Here is a 26,535-nt window from a genome sequence, read left to right as displayed (position 1 = left end):
TAGTCTAACCCGAAATAATTTAGATTTGGTTGCATTTTCTCAGCTATATGACTAACTTTTTGGTTAAAGGTGACTTACTCGTGCAGGTCTGGTAGTTTAGCATTCCCTAAAAAGCAAAATCGCGCCCCTAAAACAAGAAGCGCGATCGCCTATTTTCCCGCTTCTCCCTCCTCCTTTACAGCCATTGTGGGACAGGCGTCTCGCCTGTCATTTTCTGCGGTTTCTTCCCTTACCTCATCTCATATCCAAACAAATTCGGATCGACTTCACCTAAATTCAAATCGGCCAAACCATACTCTGCCCAACGCCTTTCTACCATCGCCGCCACATCCGGATCTGACTCCAAAACTTCCCCCCACTCGTGATCGCTTTCCGGCGGCATCTTCGTAGTCGCATCAATCCCCATTCTGCCTCCCAAACCAATCTTTTCACTGGCAAAATCTAACGTATCAAAAGGCGTATTCGGCAAAATAAATACGTCTCGAACCGGATCGACTTTAGAACTAATTGCCCACACTACTTGACGCGGGTCGCGAATGTTGATACTTTTATCGACAACAATCACAAACTTAGTGTAAGTAAACTGCGGTAATGCACTCCAAAATGCTAAAGCAGCCCTGCGCGCTTGACCGGGATATGCTTTATCGATCGAGATAATTGCCGCTTTATAACTCAGAGCTTCCATCGGTAAGAAGAAATCGACAATTTCCGATACTTGCTGCCGCAAAATAGGCGTATAAATACGGTTAAGCGCGATCGCCATCATTGCTTCTTCTTTCGGCGGCCGCCCGCTAAATGTGGTCAGATAAATCGGGTCTTTGCGGTGCGTCATGCAGTGGAAGCGCACCAACGGCGAATCTTCTACGCCGCCGTAATAACCCATGTGATCCCCGAAGGGCCCGTCGGGCAGAACTTCGCCGGGGGTAATCGTTCCTTCTAACACGATTTCCGAGTCTGCAGGTACTTCCAAATCTACGGTTTTGCACTTGGCCAATTGCACGCCGGAACCGCCGTAAAGTCCGGCAAATAACCATTCCGATAAATCTACAGGAATTGGGGTTGCTGCGGCGAGAATAATCAGCGGGTCAACTCCAAGGGCGATCGCAACTTCCAACTTTTTACCAGCCTGGGCCGCTTTCCGCAAGTGCCGCGCGCCGCCCCGCACCGATAACCAGTGTACAGTCATCGTATTTTTTGACTGCAACTGCAACCGATAAACGCCCACATTCGGCGTACCGGTTTCGCAATCTTTGGTAATTACCAAACCGAGGGTGATAATTTTGCCCGCATCTCCCGAATAGGGGCGAATCATCGGGATTTTGTTCAAATCCAGTCCTTCTCCCTCAAGTACCACTTGCTGACAAGCTGGGAAAAAGTCCCGGCCGGGTTTGGCCTTCACTACGTCAAACAGGACTTTGCCGAATTCTATCGCTTGGGAAATCTTTTTCGGCGGTTTTGGCTGTTGCAGCATTCCCAGTTTTTTGCCGAGCTCTTCTAGTTCGATCGGCTTTTCCATGTTCATCGCCCAGCAAACGCGCTGTTCCGTGCCCAACAGGTTAATCGCAACGGGGAAATCTGCCCCTTTGACGTTTTCAAACAGCAATCCGGGGCCGCCTTTTTGCAGCATTTGGTTGGAAATTTCGGCAATTTCGAGGTCGGAATCGACTAAGGCGCTAATCCGGCGCAGTTGTCCCCGTTCTTCGAGTAGTTTTAGGAATCCCCGCAAGTCTCTTGCCATTGTTGTTAAAGAATTGTTAAGTGTCCCTACTATTATGCGGCGATCGGGGGATGGAGTGCGGGGTAGGGGCGATCGGGCGATCGCTAAATAAATTTCTATTGTTATCGTTACTCTATGATTGGGTATTTCTCTAATTTATCAAAAATTGACTTTAGCTAATTTTTGTTTGCAATACTCTTAACCATAACTTAAACAAAGCTTATTCTATTGTTAGTTAATCTTCTATTAACCAAAATTTAAAACAAGCTTATTCTATTAAATCCCTTTCTTTGTGGATTTCAGTCTATCCTATGGAGGAGATTTGCAAAGCCTGCTATCAATATTGAGGACGACAATTATGACTTTCTTCACAGTACGTTGGCGGCGTGCTTTTATAGTTACGCTAGCGGTAGCAGCATTTTCGCTCTCGTTGATTACTTCTGCTGTAGCTGCTGTCACACTAAACGGTTCGGGAGCAACTTTCCCTAAACCTCTTTACGATCGCTACTTCTCTCAGATGAGAAGTGCAAATCAAATTACTGTAAACTACGAAGGAACTGGTAGCGGTGCTGGCATCAAAGCATTAATTACAGGCACTGTTGATTTCGCAGGCAGCGACGCGCTGATGACTGCTGCACAAATCGCTGAGGTAAAGCGCGGCGTCATGGCGGTTCCGACTGCTGGCGGTGCTGTTGCAGTTGTTTACAACTTGCCCGGAGTGACCAATCTGAGGCTAAATAAGGATGCCATGAACGGCATCTTTGAAGGCAAGATTACTCGCTGGAATGATGCGAAAATAGCCGGAATTTCTGGACAAGCTAAAAACTTGCCAAATACTCCCATTCGAGTAGCTGTACGCGCAGATAGCAGCGGTACAACCTTTATTTTTGCTAACCACTTGCAGGCAACTGGTAGCAGCATCAAAGCTGCAGCTCAGCCGAGTTGGCCAGGAAGCCCTGTCAGTGGTCAAGGAAACCCCGGCGTAGCTGCTTTGGTGAAGAATACAGCGGGTGCGATCGGCTACGTTCAAGATACTTTTGCTCGGCAAAACAATCTCCAAACAGCATTTATTCAAAATAAAGCTGGCCGGTTTGTAGAGCCTAGCTTGGCTGAAGCAGAGAAAGCTTTAGCAGGGGAAACATTCCCCGCAGATTTCCGCTTAGTAGAAGGCAACCCTAACGATGGTTATCCGATTGTTGGTTTGACGTGGCTGTTAATCTACAAACAGTATCCTGCTGCGAAAGCAGAAGCTATTAAAAAGATGGTTAATTGGGTGATGACTACAGGTCAAGGTATCAACAAACAGCTAGAGTTTACTCAGATTCCTTCAGCTACAGCTAAAAAGGTGGTTCAAACAGTTAATCAGACTGTGATTGCCAGAGGTTAATTCCGGCGATCGCACGGGGTTAGGAGTTGACGAGTTAAATCGATGACTCAAAACTCATAAATTATCAGGTTAATGTGCGCTAAATTTACTGTGTAAGGTACGCAGTGCGTACCTTACAAACCAGGTTCGCAGCGCGCACGCAGCCCATTATAATTCCTCGTCCTTTAAGCAAATATTTCACTTTACACGCACTAATTTCGGTATGACCAATATTTCAAAAAAACAGAATAAATTGACTCGGAAACCGACCGAAATAAACACGGAAGTAGATTTAACAGATACTGCTGGTGAAGGCCTATGGATGGAGTCAGGATTTACACTATTTGTATGGGGTTTTGCCCTAGCGACAGCGGCTACGTTGTTTTTGATGAGTGCGGTAATTTTTAAAGATGCTTGGCCTGCTATTAGCAAATTTGGACTCTCCTTCTTGTGGAATCCCAAGTGGGATATCGGCGAGTTGCATTTTGGGGCTTTGCCGTTTATTTACGGTACTGTAATTAGTTCTGCGATCGGCATAATCATCGCACTTCCTTTAGGACTGTCAGTAGCTATAGTGACTAGCGAGAACTTCTTACCCGTTTGGGTGCGATCGCCCTTGGGATTCATGGTTGAATTAATTGCGGCTATTCCCAGCGTGATAGTTGGGCTGTGGGGAATCTTTGTGTTAATTCCCTTTTTGTTGCCATTGCAGCAGTCATTGTTCGATAATTTCAGTTGGTTTCCCCTGTTCAGCAGCGAACCTTTAGGCCCCGGAATGCTGCCTGCAGGAATACTGTTATCAATTATGATTTTGCCCACAGTAGCCGCCATCAGCCGCGATGTATTGATGTCAGTTCCCGTAGATTTGCGAAGTGCTTCCATGTCCCTCGGCGCCACCCGCTGGGAAACGATATTCAAGCTGTTATTACCAACAGCTAGTTCGGGGATTATCGGCGCCACCATATTAGCCTTGGGACGCGCTTTAGGTGAAACAATGGCAGTCACAATGGTAATTGGCAACTCGATTCAAATTAACCCATCCGTGCTCGCTCCCAGCTACTCAATTCCTGCTGTTTTGGCAAGTCAATTTCGGGAAGCTGTCGAACCGCTGCACACTGGCGCTTTGATGTATTTAGCTTTAATTTTATTTGTGATAACTTGGTTGGTAAATGCGATCGCAGTATTGTTAGTTCAGCTAATTGGGGCCAAGGAAGCTAAAACTTAACATCATCGAAAGCAATTTGGTCACAAGCCGCGCCGCCGGATTTATCCGCTGGTTCAATCTAAAATCTAAAATCGCATGACTCAAGCACAAAATTCAAACAGTATTCTGGATGCAGAAATCAACAACCCCCTGTCGCTAAGCCGAACTTTTTTCAGCCGGGGAATGACAGTTATCGCTTTCGCTCTGACAGCTCTGGCCCTGCTCCCTTTGTTTGCTATTTTATACAAAATCCTGGGGGAAGGACTGACACATTTGAGCTGGGAAGTGCTAGTGTCTCTACCAGCACCCGTCGGAGTAGAAGACCAGCCCAACGGCTTTGCAAACGCGATTCTCGGCACTGCTTTAATGGTAGGAATTGCGACATTAATCAGCGTGCCAATAGGCGTAATGACGGGAATATTTTTGTCTGAGTTTGGTAGAGAAAACAAAGCGATTACCAATAGTATTCGCTTTATCACCGTCATTCTCAGCAGCGTTCCCTCGATCGTCGTTGGCGTCTTTTCCTACGCCCTAATTGTCGTTACCACCAAAGCATTTTCATCCTTAGCAGGCGGTTTTGCCCTCGGCATCATCATGCTTCCAGTTGTTGCTCTGACAACAGAACAAGCATTAAAATTAGTGCCTACTTCTTACCGCCTCGCTTCTGCTGGTTTGGGAGGGGGACGCTTTCAAACTATGTTCCGCATCATCATACCCTCAGCACTTCCAACTATTACCACAGGTATTTTACTTGCTGCTTCCCGGGCCGCCGGCGAAACCGCGCCGCTGATTGTAACGGCGTTGTCAAGTCAATTTTGGCCTCCTTTAGTTGATAAATTGGGCGAGATAATGCAGTCTCCCATAGGTGCAGAAACTATCTCAAAACTCAAAGAAATTCCCGAAACACTGCTGACTCCGACTCCTTCTATGTCAGTATTAATCTATAGCTACGCCAGCTCTCCCTACAAAGAGCAGAACGAATTGGCGTGGACTGCTGCCTCTGTCCTTTTGGGCATGGTTTTGATTGCTAGCGTCGCATCCCGTACAGTAACTCGGAAACGCTTGCCAAATAGATAAATCAATAACTAAAGTGCATCTAGTCGTCAAATATTAACACTATAACCAGGCAAATAATGAAACCTAAAGCTAACTTGAAATCCGAAAAGCATACAGATAAATTCCTAGAAGATGCCACCCCGGAAATCGACCCCAATGCAATGCCAGCACTGCGGGTTCAGGACTTGAGTTTTTATTACGGAACTCACAAGGTCTTAGAAAATTTATCTATGAATATCCCTCATCCGCAAATTACAGCTATTATTGGCCCTTCAGGTTGCGGCAAATCTACCTTTCTCAAAGCTCTCAACCGGATTGGTGAATTGGAGGGAAAGGTTCAAATCAAAGGAAAAGTAGAGTTTTTTGGACAGGATATTTACAGTCCGAAAGTAAACATTAATAGTTTGCGTCGCCAAATTGGGATGGTGTTTCAAAGACCAAATCCTTTTCCGCTAAGCATCTACGATAATATTGCTTACGGGGTGAGGATTTTTGGTCGCAAAAGCAAAGCAGAATTAGATGAAATTGTGGAATCTGCACTCAAAAGTGCGGCGCTTTGGAATGAAGTCAAAGACGATTTGAAGAAATCGGCTCAGGGGATTTCGGGGGGGCAGCAGCAGCGACTTTGTATTGCTCGCGCTTTGGCTGTAAAGCCGAAAATTTTGCTGATGGATGAACCTTGTTCTGCTCTAGATCCGATTTCAACGATGAAGATTGAGGAGTTATTTCAGACTCTGCGGCAGCAGTTAACTGTGGTGATTGTGACGCACAATATGCAGCAGGCTGCTCGTGTTTCTGATTACACGGCATTTTTTAATACTGATGAAAGTCGCATCGGGCGTATGGTTGAATTTGGCCCGACAAGTAAGATTTTTACTTCTGCGGGCAATTCGAGTACGAGAGATTACATTCAAGGCCGTTTCGGTTAATACTTACCAAAAAATTGGGTCTAAAGCCCCGTCCTTCTAGGACGACTTTTTATTCTTGGTCGTGATAATATTGTAATGTGGCTAGGGTATTCAACCACATTAAAAACCCAGTCGCCTGAAGGCAACGCACCTTGAAAACTGAAGTTATGGGGTTCCGCGCAGAAAAGCTTGCGCAGGTAAAAACTTCGATCAACAAGTACCAGAGAAACCAGTATTTTGGGTTTTGAATTGTACCGTGGGGCACACGGGAACAAGACTCTGCAATGAGTCGAAAGCTTGAGGACAGAACCATCTCTGGTAAATACAGGAAGCTGTACTTATTAAGTGGACTGAATGATACAAGAATCTCTGCCCTTCTAGGGCGGAGAGTTGTCAAATCTTGAACCTCTTTCACAACAGGCAAGATGCCTGTTCCACAACAGACAAATATTTTTGTGGAGCAGGCATCTTGCCTGCTATAGTTATGTCTTCAGAACAGGCACGATGCCTGTTCCACAACAGACAAATATTTTTGTGCAGGCAAGATGCCTGCTATATTTATGTCTTCACCACTTCTTAAGCGAGAGTTAGGTGTTTTCGGCGCAACTCTCATGGGCTTGGGCTCAATCCTCGGTACTGGAGTATTTGTGAGTATCGGCATTGCTGCGGAAGTTGCTGGGCCGGGAGTGATTTGGGCTGTCGGTATTGCGGCTTTAGTGGCTGTTTGCAATGGCCTTAGCAGCGCTCAATTAGCGGCAAATCATCCTGTTAGCGGCGGTACTTATGAATATGGCTACAAATATCTCAATCCTTGGCTGGGTTTCACTGCCGGCTGGATGTTTCTGGTGGCGAAAACGGCTTCTGCGGCTACTGCTGCTTTAGGTTTTGCGGGGTATTTTTTAAATGCAGTTGGTGTAGCCGATCGCACTTACCTGATCCTAACAGCTTTAGTCGCCCTCGCCGCCCTCACTTTAATTGTATTGACGGGAATTAGGCGATCGAATATTGCCAATACTGCCATAGTATCAGTTACACTCCTATCCTTAGCGGTGTTTATTGCTGTCGGTTTGCCAGAGGTAAGGTGGGAAATGCCCGCCCTACAGAATGATAGCTCGATCGGCTCCATCCTCCAGGCCACCGCCCTGATGTTTGTCGCTTATAGCGGTTACGCCCGCATCACCACAATGAGCGAGGAAGTGCGGGAACCGAGGGAAACCATTCCCAAAGCCATAATTTTCACTTTGGTGCTGACAATGCTGCTTTACGTGGGGGTAGCAGTAGTTGTCGCGGGCGCGGGGGGAGCCGATAAATTGTCTTTACAACCAGGCGGTACGGTTGCACCCCTGGAAGTCATCGCCCGCAGTTTCCCAATTGCGGGAGTCTCTCAACTGCTAGCCGTCGGCGCCATTACCGCTATGTTGGGAGTCTTGCTGAACTTAATTTTAGGGCTGTCGCGCATCTGGCTGGCGATGGGGCGGCGCTTGGATATGCCGAGAGTCTTGGCGCGGCTAAATCCTTCGGGGACAACTCCCTACGTGGCTGTTGTGGTTGTCGAAGTTACGATCGCACTTTTAATCCTCGTCGGCGATGTCAAAACCACTTGGTCATTTAGCGCCTTTAGCGTTTTGATATATTACGCTATCACCAACCTCGCCGCGCTGCAACTTTCCCCCGCCGAAAGGCTTTATCCGCAGTGGTTGGCTTGGGTGGGTTTGGGGAATTGTCTGTTTCTGGCTTTCTGGGTGGAGAGGCAAATTTGGCTGACAGGATTGGCATTAATTGCCGCCGGTTTAATTTGGCGGGCGATCGTCCGACTCCCGGCCAGAAACTAGAATTGTGATAAATTGAAACAGCATCCCGCATTGTAGAGGGCCATGCCCGATCGAACCCCCTTGCTGGCGACTCAAGAATCTCTCGCATTCAGCGCCATCAGTCGCTATATAGCTCAAACCCTAATTACCATTCAGGAACAGCATCCCGAATGGATAACTGAAAAATACAGGAAAACCCCCTGGGCCAAACCTGATTTTCAGTCAGTTTTGATTGGAAAATTGACCAAAAGTTTCACAGTAGCCAGCGATACAGATTCCCTGCTGCTGACTGCGAAAAAGTACCTACAAATTCTGCTGGTTCCAGAATTCGTTAATTCACCTCAATTCAGCAAATTATCGGTCAAAATTCAGGAGCTAGCCCAATCTCAAACAGCACCGCCTAAATCACAAAACTCAGTTTCGTCCAAGCCTCCCGCTCCCACCACCCATCAAACAAATTCGCTTCCAATCGGCATTGCTATCTTGCTGCTAGATGTCGAAAACTTGCAACTCACCATCGAAACCGAAAAATTCCTAGAGGGAATTTGCCACTATCCAATCCAAATCAAAGTTGCCTTTGCCAACTGGCGCAGCATGGGCAAAAAAGATGCCGAATTTCACCAGCGCGGCTATCAACTAATTCATGTCCCCCCCGGCAAAGACAGCGCCGACTTAAAAATGGCTACAGTCGGCGCATCGATTTTCGTACATTATCCCACAGCCAAAGAGATTTTTGTCTGTTCGTCCGATCGCGCCCTCACTCACCTCAGCAATACACTGCAAGCCCACGGACTAACCGTATTTCAAGTCCGCAAACAAATAGATAAAATCATAGTTTTAAACAGCAAAACCGGACAAATGGAAACCCATTCCCTTGTAACCGTACCGGAAATTACACCATTAGAACAATTAGTTGTTCAACTAAAAGAATTAATCAAAAAAGAGCAAAAACGCACCTCAACTCAGTGGATCAAAGTTTCTACTGTTTCAGCTTTATTTAGGGAAAATTACGGATTAGTCCTCAATCAAGTTGTTGCCCATCATTTGCTCGGTACTAAAACCCGGGATATCTTTCTTAAATATCCCACCGATTTTGTCCTCCACAAACCCTCAGAAGTTTCTCAAACTTATGTCACTCTTTTTGAAGTAAGATTATCGCCCCCACCGCCAATACTTAGCCAAGAAATTCTGAATAACCACCAGACAGCACCTGCGACTTTGACCGATATTAATTCTCTGGAAGACTTGGAAAGAGCTCTTGTCAAAATCGTTGGCGACTTAACCGGTAACTCTCGTGAAAATTCTGTATTTCTCTCCAATGTAGGCAGCGAATTTCACCGACAATACGGCAAACAAATTACCCAAATAATTAAAGATTTTAATCTCGGTAGAAAATTTACTAAGTTTTTGCAATCCTGCACTTCTCTCCAGCTAAAAAAAGCCGAAAAAGGCTGGCAAGTTTCCCTCAATTAATTAAAAATTAAAATATATCAACCTCCCCATTACTAGCAACTTGAGTTATCATACAATCGAGACGTAAAGAAATGTAAAGGGATATGCAGGACAAAGTTGTGGTTGTGGTGGGTGCAACTGGCGGCATCGGTTCAGCGGTGGCCCGCAAACTCGCTGATGCGGGTGCGAGGCTAGTGCTCGCCGCCAGAGACAGCAGTAAATTAGACGCTTTAGCTAGGGAACTTTCGGCAACAGAGGTACTGTGCGTACCCACAGATATCACCGATTTGCCCCAAGTCGAGACGCTGATGCACAAAGCTGGGGCGCATTTCGGACAAATTGATGCCCTCGTAAACGCCGCCGGTGCCGGAATTCTCAAGCAGTGGAACAAGTTAGAACCCGCTGATTTAGATGCCATGCTTGACTTGAACTTGAAAGGCAGTTTTTACACGTCTCAAGCAGCGGCGAATGTGATGAAAGAGCGCAAATCCGGCCACATTTGCAATGTCATCGGGATTTTGGGCAAGCATTCGATGGCGATGGGAACGGCTTATTGCGCTTCAAAGTTTGGGGTAGTTGGTTTCAGCAAGTGCATGGCAGATGAACTGCGGCGCTACGGCATTAAGTTTACGCTATTCTATTTTGGCGGGGTGGATTCTCCGTTTTGGGATAATGTGAGTTTGAAGGTAGACAGGTCAAAAATGCTGACTACCGACACTGCCGCCAATGCGATTATGTTTGCTCTTTCGGCTGACCCGCAAGCTGTGCCGATGGAGATTAATATTCAGCCGGAAAGTCATTTGTTCTTTTAGCTATTGAGGAGTGATTTGAAGGCAGAACGCAGCGGAAGCTGAAGGCAAGAAAAATTATGATATTTTTAGGTTTGAGAACTTGTACAGCCGTTAATTATGTAGGTGCATGGGCTCGCGCACCTTACCCCTATAAATAGCACGTCAAACCATTTTTTTGCCTTAGTCCTATTGGTGAAGGCCTAGCGGTCAAACCTAAGTTATCGCACACACCGGGTTTCTTTTAAGGGCCGACTTATTTCTACCTTCAGAGGGAGCTAGGATATTCAATCTTTAGGTTATTATTAAGTGGGCACGCAATAAAAAGTATGAAAAATATCCATTACTCAATTCCTGCCTTGCAATTTCGCCTTGAAAATCAGCAGATTTTCCATTTTTCAGTTTCCATTTTCAATTATTGATTATGGAGTTCGATCGCATTCAATTTTACGTTGAAAACGCTAAAGTATCCCGCGATTGGTTTGTCAGCCAGTTAGGCTTTCAATCAATAGCAGGTTATGCCGACAGCCACACTCACACTGAAGTTGTCATCAGTGGCAATGTATGTTTTGTTTTATCTTCGCCCCTGACACCCGCTAGTCCCGCTGCTAGTTGGTTGAAGTTTCATCCTCCAGGGATTGCCGATGTGGGTTTTCGAGTAAAAGACATTGAATTAGCGGTAGCTAGAGCGGCTGCTGAAGGCGCTAAAATCCTGGAACCGATTCAAGAAGACCTAAACGCAGGAGGCTATTTTAAGCGGGCAAAAATTTCGGGCTGGGGAGATTTAAGCCATACGCTGGTGGAGCGAATTGGCAGCCATTCACTGCTATCGGCTTCGGATAAGCGGTCGTTGTTTACCCGGATTGACCACGTAGTGTTAAATGTTGAATCGGGCGATTTGTCAGGTGCGGTGAGTTGGTATCAAAAAATATTAGGTTTTCAACCGCAGCAAAATTTTGATATTCAGACTGAGAAATCGGCTTTGCGGAGCCAAGTTATGGTACACGCTGAAGGTGGGGTGCAATTCCCGATTAATGAACCGGCATCAGCTAATTCTCAAATTCAAGAGTTTTTGAGCGCAAATCGGGGGCCGGGAATTCAGCACATGGCTTTGCAAACTAATAATATTGTGGGTGTTGTTGCCGATTTGCGATCGTGCGGTTTGCCTTTTCTGCCGGTTCCTCCAACATACTACTCCGAATTGCAGGAGCGGCAAAACTATTTGCCTGCTGATTGGCAAGAAATTGCAGCTTGTCAAGTTTTGGCAGATTGGCAAGAAGATACTCCCGCAGCGATGCTGCTGCAAATCTTTACCCAGCCAATTTTTGCAGAACCGACTTTCTTTTTCGAGATTATTGAACGCCGAGTTAGTTTAGTTAACGGCAAACAGGTGCAAGCTGGAGGTTTTGGGGCGGGGAATTTTCGAGCTTTGTTTGAGGCAATTGAACGCGAACAAATGAAGAGGGGAAGTTTGATAGATGATTGACAAAACTTCCACTTTTTAAGTCATACAGGCGTGTTAATCAGCACAGCGATATCTTTCCAACCGTAGGCAATTTCTTTGAGTGCAACTCCTGCTCTACTTGTTTGCTGTTCGTCTACTTTTTTACCTCCTAATAATTCATAAAACCTATAGGCTGAATTGTCTCCTAGTACCCAAACTAGCATCGAGTTCAAACTTAACTCTGCCAATTTTGTGGCAACTGTTCTCACGAGTTGCCGTCCGATTCCTTGACGCTGATATTCCTCCAAAATATAGATGGCAAATAATTCTCCTTTATATACATATTTGCCGGTGCGCTCGCAACCACCCGCAGCAAAACCCACAATTTGTCCCGAGTCATTCTCAGCAACGCAGACAAATACCCCTGTATTTTTGACGTTTGCCAGGATTTCTTGCCAACGGCTTTCTGCTTTTTCATAGGACAGTTGCGCGAAGTAATCTGTGGGTACAATTTTTCGGTAAGCTGTCCGCCAAGTATCTAGATTAACCCGTGTGATTGCAGGTGCGTCAGCGATTTTAGCTTCTCTCACAATCATCAGAAAATACTCCTTTCGGGCCCGGAAATTCTATTTTCAAGTCTAGGCTAACTATATGATCGCGCCCTTCTAGTTTAGCTCGATACAGAGCTCGATCGGCCTGTCCAATTAACTCCTCAATCGATAAACCAGCAGCAGGCACAGTAGTAGCGATCCCCATACTGAGAGTTATAAACTTACTTACCTTGGAAGCAGCATGAAAAATTGCCGCTGCTTTCAAATCGCTGCGAATTGCTTCAGCTACCTGCTTTGCTCCTTGCACATCAGTTCGCGACAAAATTACCGCAAATTCTTCGCCGCCGTAGCGGGCGGCTAAATCTCCTGCCCGCTGAGCGTGGCTAGCTAAAATCCGGGCTACTTGTTTTAAACATTCGTCGCCTCCTTGATGCCCGTAATGATCGTTGTAAAGTTTGAAAAAATCGATATCGCACAGAATTAAAGACAGCGACTCTTTTTCTCGCTCCATCAACTGCCATTCTAACTCCAATTTTTTGTCAAAACAGCGGCGGTTGGGAATTTGAGTCAATCCATCAACCGAAGCGAGGCGCTGCAATTCCATGTTAGCTGCTTGTAATTCTAATTTGGCTTGTTCTAAAGCTACATTTTGCCGAGCTAATTCTTCACTTTGGCGTTTTTCTTGTTCGTACAAAAATCGGATTGAAGCTTCAGCTTCTTGCAATTCTTGCTCTGCATATTTGCGCTTGACAAATTCCCCTAATTGAGAACTTACCACAGCTATGATCTGAAGTAAATCTTGATCCGGTGGCAGTTCTTCCCGGCAAAAAAAAGTCATTACTCCTACAACTTGGCTCCTAGCGTGAATGGGGAAACCGAATCCCGATCGCAGTCCCGCTTCCTCGGCCAAGCGCGATCGCACGAAATTGCGATCGCCCACAAGATCGGTAATCCACTGCGTAGAACCGCTTCTGGAAACCGCTCCCGGCAAACCCTCACCCGCAGCCAAAGTAATCTGCTGGTGGTTTTCGGCAAACTCCCTAACTTCCTCCACTGCCTGCCAAACTGCGACCCGCCGCCAACAAGGAGTTTCATCGATCGGACAGCAAAGCGGCAGGCACCAAAGCGGATCTTTTTCAGATGTTATTTCCTCATCCAATCTAGTTTCTTTCTCCGCCTCGGCAGGCGTCCAAAGTTCGCCAAAATCCCACCCAAAACTTTGGCAGATAGCTTGCAAAATTTTCGGAGTTGCGCTATCTAGAGAACTTGATTCTGACAGGATATGAGTAACAGCATACTGTGCTTCTTGACACTTTTTTATGCGTTGTTGCTTGGTAATGTCTTTGCCGATATAAACAAAATCTTGTATAACCTTGCTATCTGCATCCGGGCTTCCTGTGCTTGTCTCGAAAGTAGAGCATGAAAAAGCAACAATCAGCTTTAAACCTATTTTCGTTTGGCAAGCTACTTTTACTTGAGGCCAATATTCGCTTTTAAGTGCAGGAGGTAGCTGGCTGACTTTGCGTAACAATTCCTCCTCAGCCGTAATCATGGATATGGATTGGCCGATTAATTCCGATTCGGTATATCCAAATAATTGCTGTGCAGCTTGATTCACTTTTTTGATTTGGCCCGATGTTCCTGTTACGAACAAAACATCCCCTAGGGAATTAATAATTTTGTCAATATAATCGCCAGCCGCAGCTAAGTTCTCGCCTTTAATACTTGTTTTGTTGGCAGCCTGAACCATGGTTGGCTGAGTTCCAATGCTATCTGTCACATCTTCACATAAAATAATTAATCTGTCAGCATTGGCTTGCCCCTTATAACCAAAAATATACAAGTTTAGATACAAATAAGAGCCGTCTTTGAGAACTCGGCTAATTGATTTTAACTGACAATCTTGCTGTCGTTCTTCAATAATATCTTCAAGAACTCCTTCAATTCCGATCAGTTCGGGAAAACTATCGCGCACGTCTTTTCCTTCGCCTACTTCCTCATGAATGTAGGCAAAATCTTGCACTTTCAAAGATATTTCTTGAATTTTAAGTTCGCGATCGACTGTGAGGTATTCAATCCTGCGTAGGGATAACAGCTTATAAAGAAGAATATTAATACTTCTTGCGCTGCTCTCTACAGTTAATGTTGGAAGCATCTCGTTCTTGTAGGGCATCAATATCAAAAATTAGCAGGTAAAGTTAGTTGTGGTTTGGCTGCTATTTCTCATAGTATTTTTTATACTTGCAAATGTCACCATCTGGTACCGCTGGCTAATTTATGCCAACAGTACACTTTGGATTCTCCAAGCAGTTTTTTGCTTATTTAAAAAATGGGGCAAAATATTAATTTGACCAATTTTTTTTTGAGAAAGCGCAGTCACAATCAGCCTCGATTGAGCTTGTTGAAATTTATGAACAATATGTAGCGGTTTACACTATTTGTGCGGCACATTTTAATTTTAAATTCCCCGATATGGCTTACAACCGCTAAAGTTGAGGAACAGCACAGTTTAATTCAAATGTTTGCTTTAATTAGCATCATTCCTATAGACCTTACCTCCCCTGCGTATTTGTGTCAATTTCTGTAAAGAAAGTGTTACCTTTAAATGATATAGTATCGAAGTATTTGTATAAAAGCTTAAAAATACTCTGCTAAATGCTGAGACTTATTACCGACTTTGACGGCCCGATCATGGACGTGTCCGATCGTTACTACCGAGTTTACCAGTATTGTCTCGCCGAGACTAAGCGTTCGGACCAACCAGTGCGCGAACTCCCCAAAGCCGAGTTTTGGGACATGAAGCGCGCGCGGGTTCCCGAAACCGAAATTGCTATCCTCTCAGGATTAGATGCAGATCAAGCCCGCGATTTTGCTCAGAAACGCCGTCAAACCGTTCACACCCTACCCTACATGATTTACGATCGACCAGCGCCCGGCGCTCTGGAAACGCTCGAAAAGGTGCAGCGCGCTGGAGTAGACTTAGCGGTCCTGACCATGCGCCGTGTCAGGGAACTAGACGAAGCCTTCAACCGCTGTAATTTAGGGCAATTTTTCCCTGAAAACCGCTGCTATTGCCTCCCCAACGATTACGTTAAAACCGGGGATGTCAAAGATAAGCCCCTGTTGATGGCAAAAGCTCTCGCCGAACTGCCGCCGGCTTCTGACGTTTGGATGGTTGGGGATACGGAGGCGGACATTGTAGCAGCAAAAACGCACGGTGTCAAGGTAATTGGTGTTTTGTGCGGAATTCGCGATCGCACCCAACTAGAAATGCACCAACCGGATTTAATTGCCAACAATTTGAGCGAAGCAGTTGAGATTATTTTAGGTCGCAAAAATTAGTCATTAGTTATTAGTCATTAGTTATTAGTTATTAGTCATTAGTTATTAATTGTTAGCTGATGTTATTTGTCAGAGGTCTGGATTCCACAGTAGTTATTAGTGGTTGGCTGGTGACTAATAACTGCTGACTAATAACTGCTGACTAATAGCTGCTGACTAATGACTGCTGACTATCGCAGAAAACCGCTGACCAGCCACAGAATTAAAAACGTAAACAAAGCGATAAATTTCTCTGTTGTTATAAATGCCGGACTGACCAAAGAACCCAAAAAGCCTCCTAGCAATAAGCCTATAACCAAGCCAGCCACAGTCAGCAGCACAGCCCGACCAAATTTTTGTTCCTTGCGATTAACAAAATAAAGACAAGAGCCGACCCCAAGAGCCAGAGTCAACTGTAGTAAACCATCATTAGCTGCCGGATAAATACTCAGTCCGCCTAACCCCACATACACCCCAGCCGGCCACAAAATGTCCGATCGACTAGGAGTATCGATTAGCCGCTGCAACCAAGCTGGGCTGCCACTAGGAGGAGAGGGAGTAAAGCTTGGGGGTGGCGGAGTCAGCCGCTCGGGAAAGCGGATGCGTTCGGGTACTTTAATTTTCCCCTCCTGTCGCTGCCGCAGGCGATCCATGAGGATCGCATCGTAAGCTGCTTCGATCAATTCCAAACGTTTCTTGTCACCGCTGTACTGCTCGCCTAGGCGCGTGCGGGCCTCTTGCACTTCATCAAAGGAAGCATCTTCATCGACTTCAAGCAGTTGATAGGGAGTTGGCTCACTCATGGTAATAACCCGCTGAAGACTCTCGTTATAGAGCAATCTTAACAAGAGAGGAAAGCGGGGCGGGAGCTCTGCCGCTTTCCCAAGAGTTTTGCTGCTAGTTTTTGGTGCTTTAAAACAGGAACCAGCAAACCTTACGAAAATAGAAACTAGAAGGCATTTGGCATTCGTAAATAAAAAATAATGAATCCAAAGATAGTTATTTTTATCTTGGCCGTCTAAAATTTTACCTTCTGCCAAATGCCCTCAGAAGGGACTTTTCCCGCAGGCACTCACAATTCCCGACCACTGGACTTTTTTAAGTCGATCGCGGCGGTACGAAAAAAAGCGAGCCGAGTCAGAATAAGTACAGAAAGGAGCGATCGCCACTTGAGAAAGATCGATTCCCAACTGCTGCAATTGCAGAGCATTGCAGAGGCGAACATCCAAGCGTACTTTTCCCGGTTCTGGATCGGCTAAGACAGGTGTTTCCGGCAGTTGGTGCAAAAACTCTAGAATGCCGTCGGCTGTCACACTAACGCCACTCTTAGGAGCAATGGTGGCTCCCAGTTCCGCTGCTACTTCCACAGATACCTGGTAAACCTCTCCAGCGATCGCCGGCCCCATAGCAATCTTCAGATTTTCTAGTTGACTGCCTTGTGCCACAAGTTGAGCGATCGCCTCTGGTAATATCTTAGCAGCAGTCCCGCGCCAACCCGCGTGAACTGCCGCAACCAGTCCCGTGCGATCGTCAGCAATCAGCACCGGCACACAGTCAGCCGAGCAAACCCAGAGCGCCTCCAATTCTCGAGCTGCCACCAAGCCATCAGCCTCAGCATAGCTTGAACCCGCGGTTTCCGGGCCCGGAGCCACAACCGGGGACAACTCACTCGTTTTGAGTACCGCATTGCCGTGTACCTGTTGGAGTCGGTAAACCTTAGCTCCAGGTTCGAGAACTTCCGTCAGCTCGATCGGCCCCTGGGGCGAGAAATCGCGAGTAAAAAAGCCGTGAGACCATCGAGAAAGCAAGCTACAAGTCAGATAAGGCAAGCCTTGCCAGCTCTGCCAGTCCCAACTGATACCGTCAGGTTGTCCGGTGCATTCAGAGTCAGGAAAATTTGTCAAGCGATCGCCAGCTACAGTCATGAAACCTATCCTTACCCAAGCGAATCATTTAGCTTGTATTCTAAACAATCAAAAATTTTGTCCGCGAAGTTTAAAGGCAGGGCCAGGTTTCAGGAAAAAATCGGGATGAGTCGGCGGTTTTAGGAGAACCTACTGCGCCGAAATTTTGCATAACCCGAGAAATATAGGCAACTAATTAACATATACGAACACCAAAGCGCTATCATCAGTGTGGCCGTCACAGACTTCTAGGCAAGTGCCATCGGGATCAAAAAAACCGGATATCGATCGCGAGAGAATGCGTAAGGCATTTGAGCTTGTTCTATGTGCAAAAAAAATTGCCTCAAGCCCGGTAAAATCAGTTAGGCCTGTATATAAAGACAAGGATTGCCATACATTCGATCCTGACTTCGAGATCCTTGTGCCCCCTGTTGAGTTGGGAAAAAAAATCGTGAAATCAGTTCCAGACAAGCAAATAACAGCCCCTTTGAACACCAAACAGCAAAAAAAGAACCCTACAGGCACCCGGACTCGATCGCGCCTTTTGTGCGATCGCTCACTGCTGGTGGGACTGGGTTGCCTTGCCAGTCTGGGACTGCTCAGCAAAGGCTTAGTTTGGGCTCAAGCCGAAACTCCGCCAGCCGAACAAGCTGTCCCCGGCGCGGCAGACCTCCAGCCATTATTTGAAGCTCCTCTCCCGCCCCCGGAACCCGAATTTAGCCAAGGGTCGCCAGAACCCTACCCTGAACCGCAGGCAGAAGTTCCGCCCTCCGAGCCTTTCGATGCCGCACCGCCGTCAGAGCCGGAGTACGCCAGCGAACCACCTCCCACCGAATATTATCTGCCGGAACCCGCGCTGATTCCCCTGCCAGAAGCGACGGCCCAGGAGCCGCCTTTTGAAGCGCCAGTTAACCCAGCCCACGCTGAAATCGACCAAACAGACTACAGTATTGGCGCTACCAGCGAGTACCAAGAGTACGAAGCGCCAACAAGTATAGAGTTTGCAGAACGATCGACCGGATGCGAAGGAGGTGGCGGTTGGTGCGCGCCTCCTCCGGTTTCCGAGCCGGTGACGGCCGATGCCGGAGAACCCAACTACAGCCCGGAACCTCCGATCGCAGACAACGGCTATATTGCAGCCCCTCCTCCTCGAAATCTGCCAGAAAGCATTCCAGACAATGTTCGGGAAACTGTGGCAGGAAATAGTAGCGGAAATCCTGTCAGTAAAATCGGTCAAGCCGTTCAACAAATAGGCAGCCAGGTTTGGAAGGGTTCAAATCCGCCTGAATCTGCCTACGCACCCCCGCGCTACCCCGCAAACCTCGGCTACTCGGCAGACGCAGGATACTCGGCAGACACTGGATACTCCGCAAACATCGGCTACTCGGCAGACACTGGATACTCCGCAGACGCTGGGTATTATGCCGGATCTGCATCTTACGGCGGCGCTCCAGCGCCCAGCATGGGACTCGGGCCGGTTCAAGTCGGTGCGGTTAGTGTCAGCAGCGGCAGCAATACCGGTTTTGCTTACTATAATCTCACGCCGCGTCCCGCAGGCCTGCCCGGAAATGGCAACACCAGCTTGCTGTTTCCGCTATCTATTGCTTCGGCAATTACTTCGCCGTTTGGGTGGCGGACTCATCCGGTTATGGGCTACGGCAGGTTTCACACCGGAACTGACTTGGGAGCCCCGATGGGAACGCCCGTACTGGCAGCCTATGCAGGTCAAGTGGCGATCGCAGATTGGTTGGGTGGCTACGGTTTGACGGTGGTTCTCAACCACAACAAAAAGTCTCAGGAAACTCTCTACGCTCACCTTTCGGAACTGTTTGTGAAACCGGGAGAGTGGGTGAAACAGGGAGAGACTATCGGCCGCGTCGGCAGTACGGGAATGTCTACAGGGCCTCACCTCCACTTTGAGGTTCGGCAAATGACTGACCAGGGTTGGGTGGCGATCGACCCGGGCTCTCAGCTAGAATTCGCTCTGGCAAAAATGATCGGCAGTTTGGAAACCGCCAAAGTACCGCAAATGCCGAAAATGGTGGAAATACAAACCGCTAGCGGACTCAAGGATTTGGAAAACGATCTGCCCCAGCTTCCACCTCTGCCGCTGGGAATGGACATCGAAGTTCACAACCTCCAGCCGCCATTCCCGGAACTGTTAAAAGCTGACACTTCTAAGCCCAAAGGTACTGAAGCAGTCAAACCCAAACCTCAGAAGCAAGCTAACAGGTAAAAATTGGGGATTGGCTAGATTAAATTTCTTGTGGAACGGTCGAAAAGCCCACCCCACAAGAAAATTTATGTTTTGTGCAACGAGTTCGCGTGTTCGTTGCTTTTCCTCGTTACCAGGCTCTTTGGGGTAACGAGGAAAAACTGATAAAAAATGGTAACTTGCAGCTTATGCTAATAGCGCAGCATTTGTGGGAATTAATTTTATTTCTGATTATTCTAGTCGGGCCGATTCCCTTAAGCTTGTCTCTTGCCTTCGAGAATCAGAAAGAAAACAATAACTATTCATTTCCCCATTTTCTCCTCGTACTCCTGACGGGATGGAGCATTGCACAAGTTTGTATCGGCTTGATTTTAGGAAGTGCCGATCGACTAAATATTGCTGCGGTGATTATAGCAGAAATTTTGATTTGTGCGATCGGCTTCATCCTGATTTATCCAAAAAACCACAAAACTTTTACCTTCTCGCAGTGGCAGATTCCCCAACTAAAGCAACCTTTGGGCAAATCCGAACGCCTAATTATTGTTGCCACCGCTGTTGCAGGAGTTGTGCTGTTGGAAACTCTGGCAACCAAACCCACAACCAATTATGATTCATTGTGGTTTCACCTGCCTGCGATCGCCCGATGGTATCAAACCAATTCATTTACATTATTAGATGCTGCGGGTAATTGGATTTTTGAGCAAGAACAAGCCCGAGTATATCCCTACAATTGGCACGTTTTATCTGCTTTGTGTGTACTCCCCTTCGGAGAAGATTTTCTAGCAGCTTTTCCCCTGCTAATTGCGTGGGTACTTGAGGGAATTGCAGTCTATCTATTAAGCGTAAAATTTGGATCAACGCGACTTCACGGTATGGCATCAGCATCTTTAGTCTTGACAGTACCGATGATGCTCAACCAAGTTAACACCATTCACCCAGACTTACCGCTAGCTGCAATATTTACAGTCGGTTTGTATCTAGGTTTATCATATCATAGCAGCCGATCGCAATCCGAACTATCCCTATTTTTGGCAGCCACAGGAATGCTAGCCGGAATAAAAATCACTGGGATAGTCTATGCTGCCTCACTTTTAGGAGGATTAGCAATATTAGAAATTCAAAGATTCGCGGTTAATAAAAAATCTACATCAGCTAAATTTAGAATTCCCCACTTTCTTAAACCAGTCTTGCTGTGCGGCGTAGCTTGTTGCTTGCTTTTAGGAGCTTTTTGGTATGCGAGAAACTTGCTGCAAATCAATTATCCTATCAGCGAAGTCGGCGATATTAAAATTCCTTTAGAGCCTGTTCCCTTACCGTCTCCCGTACCTGGGCTCACACCTCCGGTACAGCAGCCACCCGCTTCGCCACTTCTAAAGATTTGGCAAAGCACTTTAGCAGCTCAATTTAATCCCAGCAATTTTTCCCACTGGCAAACTGTCGGCTTACAAATTATCATTAGATTGCAACTGCCCTTTGTGGCGATCGCACTTCAGGTATTGGCAGCACCTCTGGCTTTTATCCAGGGTAAAACCAGAAGAATTAATCAAAATAATATTATTTTAATTGTACTTCTCGCCAGTACAGGAATTCTGTACCTAATTACACCTTACACCTCCGGTACTGTCGGAGAGTCGATCGGTAAACTCAGCCCTATACTCGGTTTTAACCTCAGATACGGATTTCCCTTTTTAAGCGTACTCGCCGTCGCCGCAGCAGCTACAGCAACTCTCTTGAAAACTCCAAATCTAGTTGTTATGGCAGTGGTTTTGGTTAGTGGTTTGTTCGGAATTACTAGCAACACAATTTTTGATTATATTAAAAATGCTTCTTTCACCGGAGATAGCATTGTTTGGGGGAGTTTGTTGATTGACAATTTGAAGTCTAACCCAGTAGAAGCTATTAATAGTATCGGGAAAATATTAGCTCCCAGTTGGCAATATATATTACCATATCCGATATTTTATATTGTGTCAGTGACTCTGGCTGCGATATTGTTGAAAATAAATCCTGGCTTCGGATGGCTGAATCATCTATTTCCCAGCCGAAGAAAATCTATTTACATAGTGATAGTTGGTGTCTGTATAGGATTGATAGTAATTGGTCATTGGAGGGAAAAGCGAGATTTCGCACGCACAGAACTGTATCGCGGCATTTACGAATATATTGATAAAAATACAGTACCTGATGAAAGAATAGGCTTCTTTTTAAGTTCGCGCAGCTACCTGTTTTACGGGAGAAATTTGGACAGACAAGTTTTATATGTGCCGTTTAGAGCCGATCAACTTTCGGAATGGATTGACAACCTGCGGCAAAATAAAATTAGGACTGTGGGATTCGGGCCCCTGACTGATACAAACGCAGCTACCAGAAAAGCTTTATCTTGGCTGACAAGTGCTCAGGGCCCGCTGCAACCAGTTTTCGGGAAAGATTTTAATACTGAGTCGGTGCTATATCGCTTGAAAAATTGGTAACTGCTCATCGCAACGCAGTTACGTTTTAATAGGCTGAATTTTCTTTTTCATTCATACAACTCAGCCTTTGTCGGTGGCGTGGCGGTAAGGTTCACTTGAGGGATCGTGTCAATATTTGTTGGATTTCGCTTGACAATAAGGGAAATTGAACGGTGAAAAATGTTCCCTATCGTTACCATTAATTCGATATTTTGGCGCCGGCTCTCTACCAACACCTCGCGGCTGATCAATTGGTTCTCAGAGGATGGCGTATCTTCTACTCTCACAGGTGCATCTAGAGCCTCCTGATGTTGCAAAGACGGGGATAATAGGTTTAAAAAGTTCTTTTCTAATACTCTGTAAAAGCCAGAACGGGATAAGGGTGAGATGCAGTCAGTTTTTAAAACTTGGAATAACCAAAAGAGCGTGGTGCGATCGCGGCCGTTGCGGCTGCTTTTGTTCGCTAAGTACAGCAAAAAATTAGATAATCGATGCAGAAAATCTGGAATTTCGGGATGCCGTTGCTTAGCGGCTTCCAGCATCAAAGAGTGAGACTTCGCCATTGTCGTATAGTTGGTAGACATAGTGTTATACATCCTGCGATAGCCAATTAAAAATTCCGGCACGGCTCGAAATTGATAAAGCTCTGCTATCCGCAGGTACAAGTCCCAGTCTTCACAGCATTGAGCATTCCGTTGCCTCAATGTCTTGTCATAAACCCCCACCTTTTCCAAACAACTGCGACGGATCAGAGAAGCACTAGCGTTTCCTATAAAGTTGTGGCAGATTAGGGTCGCGTACACGTCACCTTCAATTTTAAAAGACCGGAATCCTCCTGTTAGCAATCCTTTTTCATCCAAGTCCACTGTCCAGGAATAAACCACCCCTACTTCTGCTCCTCCCTCTAACATACATTGAACTTGTTTTTCAATGTTTTCAGGATACCAAATATCATCGGCATCAATGGGGGCAATATATTCTCCTCTCGAATTTTCAATTCCTAAGTTTCGAGCAGCAGCGACTCCAGAATTTGGCTGTTTCAGAAGCTGGACGCGAGAATCTTTCTTGCCAATTTTTTCTACAATTTCAGGGGTTCGATCCTGGGAACCGTCATCGACTACTAAAACTTCAATTGCTGGATAAGTTTGAGCGAGAACAGATTTCACCGTTTCTTCAATAAATGGCTCAGCGTTGTATGCAGGAATAATGACTGAGACGAGAGGAAAATTGGGGGATTTTTGAGAATCTGGCTGCATTGGCTTTTAACAAGGTTTTTCAAATTTTTTTTTGATTTATAGATTGTCAGCTCTACCTTACACTCGTCGCAGTCAGGAGTTACACAGTCGGTGGAAGAGATAGCTAAAAAATTCCTAATAACAATTTACCGCATTCTCTGTTCAAAGTCAATGGTATGTAGCACGTTTCAATGAGTTTTCCAAACCAAGAGAAGGGTGATAGACTACAACTAAAAGTTAGATTTTTAGAGGTAAGGAGACGTTAATTGATAAAATCCAAGATAGCAAAGAAAAGCTCCAGAAGTTACAAGAATTTAATTGATGGATCGCAGTTAGTAGGTGCGTTAGCTCAGAGCAGTCAATTATTGATAAAAGAATTCGTGGCTGACCCAGCCCACACCTACTTCGTTGAGCCAGGATTTTTATTGTTTCATTGATTAAATAAATCCGTGTTCTGCTAAGAATTCTGGTGTAATTGTTCCCAAACTGTTGATTGCCGGGGTTTCTTCCCACGGTTCGGGATGGGATTTTGAGCCGCTGCGGAGAAATTTGCCGACATATTTGCCCAGAATATCTGCTTCTAAATTAACTAAACTTCCTGGTTGCAAATATCTGAGGTTTGTCTCACCAAAACTGTGGGGAATAACAGCAACTTCAAACCAATTGCCGTCAGCATCGCAATCTGCCACGGTTAAGCTGATGCCGTTGACGGCGATACTGCCCTTGGAAACGATGTAAGGTGCGATTTGACGCTGCCATCCCGAATTGGTAGCTGGTGGGGCAGTAAACCGCATCTTCCAAGCGTTGGCTGTTTGGGTTGATGTGGCTAAAGTGCCGATCGCATCTACGTGCCCCGTCACAAAATGTCCCCCCAATTTGCTACCGGCCCGCAGGGAGGTTTCTAGGTTCACCAAAGCATCGGGGAATGATCCCAGAGTAGTGCGGCGGAGAGTTTCTGGGGAAGCGACGGCGACAAAACCTTGAGGCAGAACTTCCACTACCGTCAAACAGACTCCATCCACGGCTACGCTGTCCCCAATGGCTAAATCTTGTAAAATCTGGTAGGAGTTGTTTGATGTGCAGGAAATTTGGAAATAATCGTTGCCTAGCGACTTCAGCTTTCCCAGAGATTGAATTAGTCCTGTAAACATAAGTATTTTTCCGTAGTCGATCGCTTATTTACATGAAACCATAGAGACAAACCAGAGACAGGAGGTTTTGCCGTCCCCCTCTCCCCCCGAGTCAATCGAAAATCGAAAATCGATAGTCCCAGATCTGTTGCAGATTCCGGCGAAGATCAAGTCATACTGGATTTAGGTGATCTTTATGTCCAAGTTCTCTACTGCCTTACAGTTTCTTAATTCTATGAGGCCGATCGAATGATTGAAATGAAAGTCGCTGGAATTGCCTTAGATGCAGCCACGCGCAGTCCTATTGTCCTATTGAGAGACGCTACTGAGCGACGGGCTTTGCCTATTTATATCGGTCAGGAGCAAGCAAAGGCTATTATTAGCGCGATCGAAGGCCACAAGCCTCCTCGGCCCTTAACTCACGATCTGATGGTCAATTTTTTAGAGGCCTGGAGTCTTACCTTGGAGCGCATAGTTATTCACTCGCTGCAAGATAACACGTTCTATGCCGTGCTGATCGTCCGTCAGGGAGAAGTTAAAAAAGAGATCGATGCCCGACCTAGCGACGCTATCGCTCTAGCCCTGCGTACGAATAGCCCCATCTGGGTGATGGAAGAAGTCGTCGCCGATGCTTCGATACCGGTCGATCGAGATGCTGATGAGGCAGAACGCCGGGCCTTCCGGGAATTTATCTCAAACCTCCGTCCAGAGGATTTGATTAAGAGAAGCGGCTTCAGCCCGGGCGAAACTTCCTAAACTTTATGCGCTATCGACGGTTTGGCAAAACGGAGTTGCACCTGTCTGTATTTTCCTTGGGAACCATGCGCTATTTGGCTTCTGAGGAAACTGCCTGTCAGACTGTACAGCAGGCAGTGTCTCAGGGAATCAATCACCTGGAAACGGCGGCGGGTTACGGTTGCAGTGAGGAATATCTTGGCGCGGCCCTTTCGGCTGGTTTGTGTGTCGATCGATCGCGCCTCCACGTCACTACAAAAATTTCCCCAACCGAGGATGCAGCAGCAATGGAACGCTGCATCGACGCATCCCTCAAACGCCTGAATTTAGACTATATCGATTGTCTGGCAATTCACGGTTTGAATACTTGGGAACATTTGGCTTGGGTGCGATCGCCCACAGGCTGCATGGAATCTGTACGCCAAGCCCTGGCTGATGGTCGGATTCGGCACGTCGGCTTTTCGACTCACGGGCCTCTGGATCTGATTTTGGCTGCAATCAATACAGATTGGTTTGAATTTGTCAACCTGCATTATTACTATTTTTTTCAGCGAAACGCCCCGGCAATTGAACTCGCTAAAGACAAAGATATGGGCGTTTTTATCATTTCCCCGGCAGATAAAGGAGGGCAACTCTACACGCCCCCGGAAACTCTCACAAAATTGTGCTCGCCTTTCTCGCCCTTAGAGTTAAACTATCGGTTTTTACTCAGCGATACGAGGATTGGGACTTTGAGTGTGGGCCCTGCAAATGCGACAGAATTAGAGCAACCTCTGAAATATTGCGATCGCGACTTTCCCCTCACCAACGCCGAAATCGCTGCGTTCGATCGGCTAGAATCGGCTATTGCAGACACTTTGAAAACCGACAAATGCAGCCAGTGCTATGCCTGTTTGCCTTGCCCGGAAAACATCAACATTCCCGAAGTATTGCGACTCCGCAATCTCGCCGTCGGGTGCGACATGACTGACTTTGGCAAATACCGCTACGCCATGTTTGAAAATGCCGGACACTGGTTTGCCGGCAGCAAAGGCAACCGCTGCACCGATTGCGGCGAATGTTTGCCCCGGTGTCCCGAAGAGTTAGACATCCCAAGCCTGCTCAAAGATACTCACCAGCGACTGGGCGGCAAAGCAGGCAGGCGGTTGTGGGATTGAAAAAAGGTAAAGCAGGGAAAAGCCGATCGAGCGTATCTAAGTGTTGCAATAATTACGCTAAACTTTGGTTTAACCTGAAATCTTCCACCAT

20 protein-coding genes are annotated in these 26,535 nt (G+C 46.4%); 13 read left to right on the top strand and 7 right to left on the bottom strand.

The window, feature by feature from the left end:
• Nucleotides 1–229: 229 nt before the first annotated feature.
• Nucleotides 230–1,738 carry a UbiD family decarboxylase gene (locus QUB25_RS07295; RefSeq protein ID WP_333182552.1) on the bottom strand — a complete coding sequence of 503 codons (1,509 nt, stop codon included), beginning with the start codon at nt 1,736–1,738 and terminating at the stop codon, nt 230–232.
• Nucleotides 1,739–2,075: 337 nt separating this feature from the next.
• Between QUB25_RS07295 and pstS the strand changes: the two genes are divergently transcribed.
• The 8 genes from pstS (at nt 2,076) to hppD (ending at nt 11,788) form a co-directional block, all read left to right on the top strand.
• Complete coding sequence (gene pstS, locus QUB25_RS07290; RefSeq protein ID WP_333182551.1) at nt 2,076–3,104, top strand: phosphate ABC transporter substrate-binding protein PstS; 1,029 nt, start codon at nt 2,076–2,078, stop codon at nt 3,102–3,104.
• A gap of 202 nt (nt 3,105–3,306) precedes the next feature.
• Nucleotides 3,307–4,308 (top strand): phosphate ABC transporter permease subunit PstC, encoded by a 1,002-nt coding sequence (gene pstC, locus QUB25_RS07285; protein ID WP_333182550.1) that lies wholly within the window; start codon nt 3,307–3,309, stop codon nt 4,306–4,308.
• A gap of 75 nt (nt 4,309–4,383) precedes the next feature.
• A complete protein-coding gene (gene pstA, locus QUB25_RS07280) occupies nt 4,384–5,364 on the top strand; it encodes a phosphate ABC transporter permease PstA (RefSeq protein WP_333182549.1) in 981 nt (326 codons plus the stop codon).
• A 56-nt stretch (nt 5,365–5,420) separates the two neighbouring features.
• Complete coding sequence (gene pstB / locus QUB25_RS07275; RefSeq protein ID WP_333182548.1) at nt 5,421–6,272, top strand: phosphate ABC transporter ATP-binding protein PstB; 852 nt, start codon at nt 5,421–5,423, stop codon at nt 6,270–6,272.
• 539 nt (nt 6,273–6,811) lie between these two features.
• The gene (locus tag QUB25_RS07270; RefSeq protein ID WP_333182547.1) at nt 6,812–8,083 is read left to right on the top strand and encodes an APC family permease; all 1,272 of its coding nucleotides are present in this window, start codon (nt 6,812–6,814) and stop codon (nt 8,081–8,083) included.
• A gap of 42 nt (nt 8,084–8,125) precedes the next feature.
• A complete protein-coding gene (locus tag QUB25_RS07265; protein ID WP_333182546.1) occupies nt 8,126–9,535 on the top strand; it encodes an NYN domain-containing protein in 1,410 nt (469 codons plus the stop codon).
• A gap of 83 nt (nt 9,536–9,618) precedes the next feature.
• Complete coding sequence (locus QUB25_RS07260; protein ID WP_333182545.1) at nt 9,619–10,326, top strand: SDR family oxidoreductase; 708 nt, start codon at nt 9,619–9,621, stop codon at nt 10,324–10,326.
• 400 nt (nt 10,327–10,726) lie between these two features.
• Nucleotides 10,727–11,788 carry a 4-hydroxyphenylpyruvate dioxygenase gene (gene hppD / locus QUB25_RS07255; RefSeq protein WP_333040749.1) on the top strand — a complete coding sequence of 354 codons (1,062 nt, stop codon included), beginning with the start codon at nt 10,727–10,729 and terminating at the stop codon, nt 11,786–11,788.
• Nucleotides 11,789–11,808: 20 nt separating this feature from the next.
• Here the strand turns inward: hppD and QUB25_RS07250 are convergent, their stop codons facing one another.
• Together QUB25_RS07250 and QUB25_RS07245 are read right to left on the bottom strand one after the other, a co-directional pair.
• Complete coding sequence (locus tag QUB25_RS07250) at nt 11,809–12,342, bottom strand: GNAT family N-acetyltransferase (protein ID WP_333182544.1); 534 nt, start codon at nt 12,340–12,342, stop codon at nt 11,809–11,811.
• Nucleotides 12,323–14,452: a diguanylate cyclase domain-containing protein gene (locus tag QUB25_RS07245; protein WP_333182543.1), complete on the bottom strand. Its 2,130-nt coding sequence runs from the start codon at nt 14,450–14,452 to the stop codon at nt 12,323–12,325. The genes QUB25_RS07250 and QUB25_RS07245 overlap by 20 nt, the downstream gene beginning before the upstream one ends.
• A gap of 500 nt (nt 14,453–14,952) precedes the next feature.
• On the opposite strand from QUB25_RS07245, the gene QUB25_RS07240 reads away from it, so the two are divergent.
• Nucleotides 14,953–15,639, top strand: coding sequence for an HAD family hydrolase (locus QUB25_RS07240; RefSeq protein ID WP_333182542.1), 687 nt, complete (start codon nt 14,953–14,955; stop codon nt 15,637–15,639).
• Between the two features lie 170 nt (nt 15,640–15,809).
• Here the strand turns inward: QUB25_RS07240 and QUB25_RS07235 are convergent, their stop codons facing one another.
• Nucleotides 15,810–16,421 carry a CPP1-like family protein gene (locus QUB25_RS07235; RefSeq protein WP_333040744.1) on the bottom strand — a complete coding sequence of 204 codons (612 nt, stop codon included), beginning with the start codon at nt 16,419–16,421 and terminating at the stop codon, nt 15,810–15,812.
• A 243-nt stretch (nt 16,422–16,664) separates the two neighbouring features.
• Entirely contained in the window at nt 16,665–17,543 is an 879-nt protein-coding gene (gene pgeF, locus QUB25_RS07230; protein WP_333182541.1) for a peptidoglycan editing factor PgeF, read from the bottom strand.
• Nucleotides 17,544–17,973: 430 nt separating this feature from the next.
• On the opposite strand from pgeF, the gene QUB25_RS07225 reads away from it, so the two are divergent.
• Nucleotides 17,974–19,758: a peptidoglycan DD-metalloendopeptidase family protein gene (locus QUB25_RS07225; RefSeq protein WP_333182540.1), complete on the top strand. Its 1,785-nt coding sequence runs from the start codon at nt 17,974–17,976 to the stop codon at nt 19,756–19,758.
• Between the two features lie 74 nt (nt 19,759–19,832).
• Nucleotides 19,833–22,208: a hypothetical protein gene (locus QUB25_RS07220; RefSeq protein ID WP_333182539.1), complete on the top strand. Its 2,376-nt coding sequence runs from the start codon at nt 19,833–19,835 to the stop codon at nt 22,206–22,208.
• A gap of 47 nt (nt 22,209–22,255) precedes the next feature.
• Here the strand turns inward: QUB25_RS07220 and QUB25_RS07215 are convergent, their stop codons facing one another.
• Both QUB25_RS07215 and ribE read right to left on the bottom strand, forming a co-directional pair.
• Complete coding sequence (locus QUB25_RS07215) at nt 22,256–23,443, bottom strand: glycosyltransferase family 2 protein (protein ID WP_333058924.1); 1,188 nt, start codon at nt 23,441–23,443, stop codon at nt 22,256–22,258.
• Nucleotides 23,444–23,859: 416 nt separating this feature from the next.
• Nucleotides 23,860–24,573 (bottom strand): riboflavin synthase, encoded by a 714-nt coding sequence (gene ribE, locus QUB25_RS07210; RefSeq protein ID WP_333182538.1) that lies wholly within the window; start codon nt 24,571–24,573, stop codon nt 23,860–23,862.
• A 228-nt stretch (nt 24,574–24,801) separates the two neighbouring features.
• On the opposite strand from ribE, the gene QUB25_RS07205 reads away from it, so the two are divergent.
• Together QUB25_RS07205 and QUB25_RS07200 are read left to right on the top strand one after the other, a co-directional pair.
• Nucleotides 24,802–25,308 carry a bifunctional nuclease family protein gene (locus QUB25_RS07205; RefSeq protein WP_333026715.1) on the top strand — a complete coding sequence of 169 codons (507 nt, stop codon included), beginning with the start codon at nt 24,802–24,804 and terminating at the stop codon, nt 25,306–25,308.
• 5 nt (nt 25,309–25,313) lie between these two features.
• Entirely contained in the window at nt 25,314–26,444 is a 1,131-nt protein-coding gene (locus tag QUB25_RS07200; RefSeq protein WP_333182537.1) for an aldo/keto reductase, read from the top strand.
• Nucleotides 26,445–26,535: the final 91 nt, after the last annotated feature.

The organism is Microcoleus sp. B3-D7, assembly GCF_036705305.1.
Classification (GTDB): domain Bacteria; phylum Cyanobacteriota; class Cyanobacteriia; order Cyanobacteriales; family Microcoleaceae; genus Microcoleus.
The sequence above is the reverse complement of the archived record's forward strand: the minus strand, read 5'-3'. Positions and strand labels throughout refer to the sequence as shown.

What these genes read in the sequence shown, in the direction of transcription:
- QUB25_RS07265 (WP_333182546.1), top strand. Translation starts at nt 8,126, where the DNA reads ATGCCCGATCGAACCCCCTTGCTGGCGACTCAAGAATCTCTCGCATTC.
- QUB25_RS07250 (WP_333182544.1), bottom strand. Translation starts at nt 12,342, where the DNA reads ATGATTGTGAGAGAAGCTAAAATCGCTGACGCACCTGCAATCACACGG.
- QUB25_RS07270 (WP_333182547.1), top strand. Translation starts at nt 6,812, where the DNA reads ATGTCTTCACCACTTCTTAAGCGAGAGTTAGGTGTTTTCGGCGCAACT.
- QUB25_RS07205 (WP_333026715.1), top strand. Translation starts at nt 24,802, where the DNA reads ATGATTGAAATGAAAGTCGCTGGAATTGCCTTAGATGCAGCCACGCGC.
- pgeF (WP_333182541.1), bottom strand. Translation starts at nt 17,543, where the DNA reads ATGACTGTAGCTGGCGATCGCTTGACAAATTTTCCTGACTCTGAATGC.
- QUB25_RS07235 (WP_333040744.1), bottom strand. Translation starts at nt 16,421, where the DNA reads ATGAGTGAGCCAACTCCCTATCAACTGCTTGAAGTCGATGAAGATGCT.
- hppD (WP_333040749.1), top strand. Translation starts at nt 10,727, where the DNA reads ATGGAGTTCGATCGCATTCAATTTTACGTTGAAAACGCTAAAGTATCC.
- QUB25_RS07295 (WP_333182552.1), bottom strand. Translation starts at nt 1,738, where the DNA reads ATGGCAAGAGACTTGCGGGGATTCCTAAAACTACTCGAAGAACGGGGA.
- pstB (WP_333182548.1), top strand. Translation starts at nt 5,421, where the DNA reads ATGAAACCTAAAGCTAACTTGAAATCCGAAAAGCATACAGATAAATTC.
- QUB25_RS07215 (WP_333058924.1), bottom strand. Translation starts at nt 23,443, where the DNA reads ATGCAGCCAGATTCTCAAAAATCCCCCAATTTTCCTCTCGTCTCAGTC.
- QUB25_RS07240 (WP_333182542.1), top strand. Translation starts at nt 14,953, where the DNA reads ATGCTGAGACTTATTACCGACTTTGACGGCCCGATCATGGACGTGTCC.
- QUB25_RS07200 (WP_333182537.1), top strand. Translation starts at nt 25,314, where the DNA reads ATGCGCTATCGACGGTTTGGCAAAACGGAGTTGCACCTGTCTGTATTT.
- pstS (WP_333182551.1), top strand. Translation starts at nt 2,076, where the DNA reads ATGACTTTCTTCACAGTACGTTGGCGGCGTGCTTTTATAGTTACGCTA.
- QUB25_RS07260 (WP_333182545.1), top strand. Translation starts at nt 9,619, where the DNA reads ATGCAGGACAAAGTTGTGGTTGTGGTGGGTGCAACTGGCGGCATCGGT.
- ribE (WP_333182538.1), bottom strand. Translation starts at nt 24,573, where the DNA reads ATGTTTACAGGACTAATTCAATCTCTGGGAAAGCTGAAGTCGCTAGGC.
- pstC (WP_333182550.1), top strand. Translation starts at nt 3,307, where the DNA reads ATGACCAATATTTCAAAAAAACAGAATAAATTGACTCGGAAACCGACC.
- pstA (WP_333182549.1), top strand. Translation starts at nt 4,384, where the DNA reads ATGACTCAAGCACAAAATTCAAACAGTATTCTGGATGCAGAAATCAAC.
- QUB25_RS07245 (WP_333182543.1), bottom strand. Translation starts at nt 14,452, where the DNA reads ATGCTTCCAACATTAACTGTAGAGAGCAGCGCAAGAAGTATTAATATT.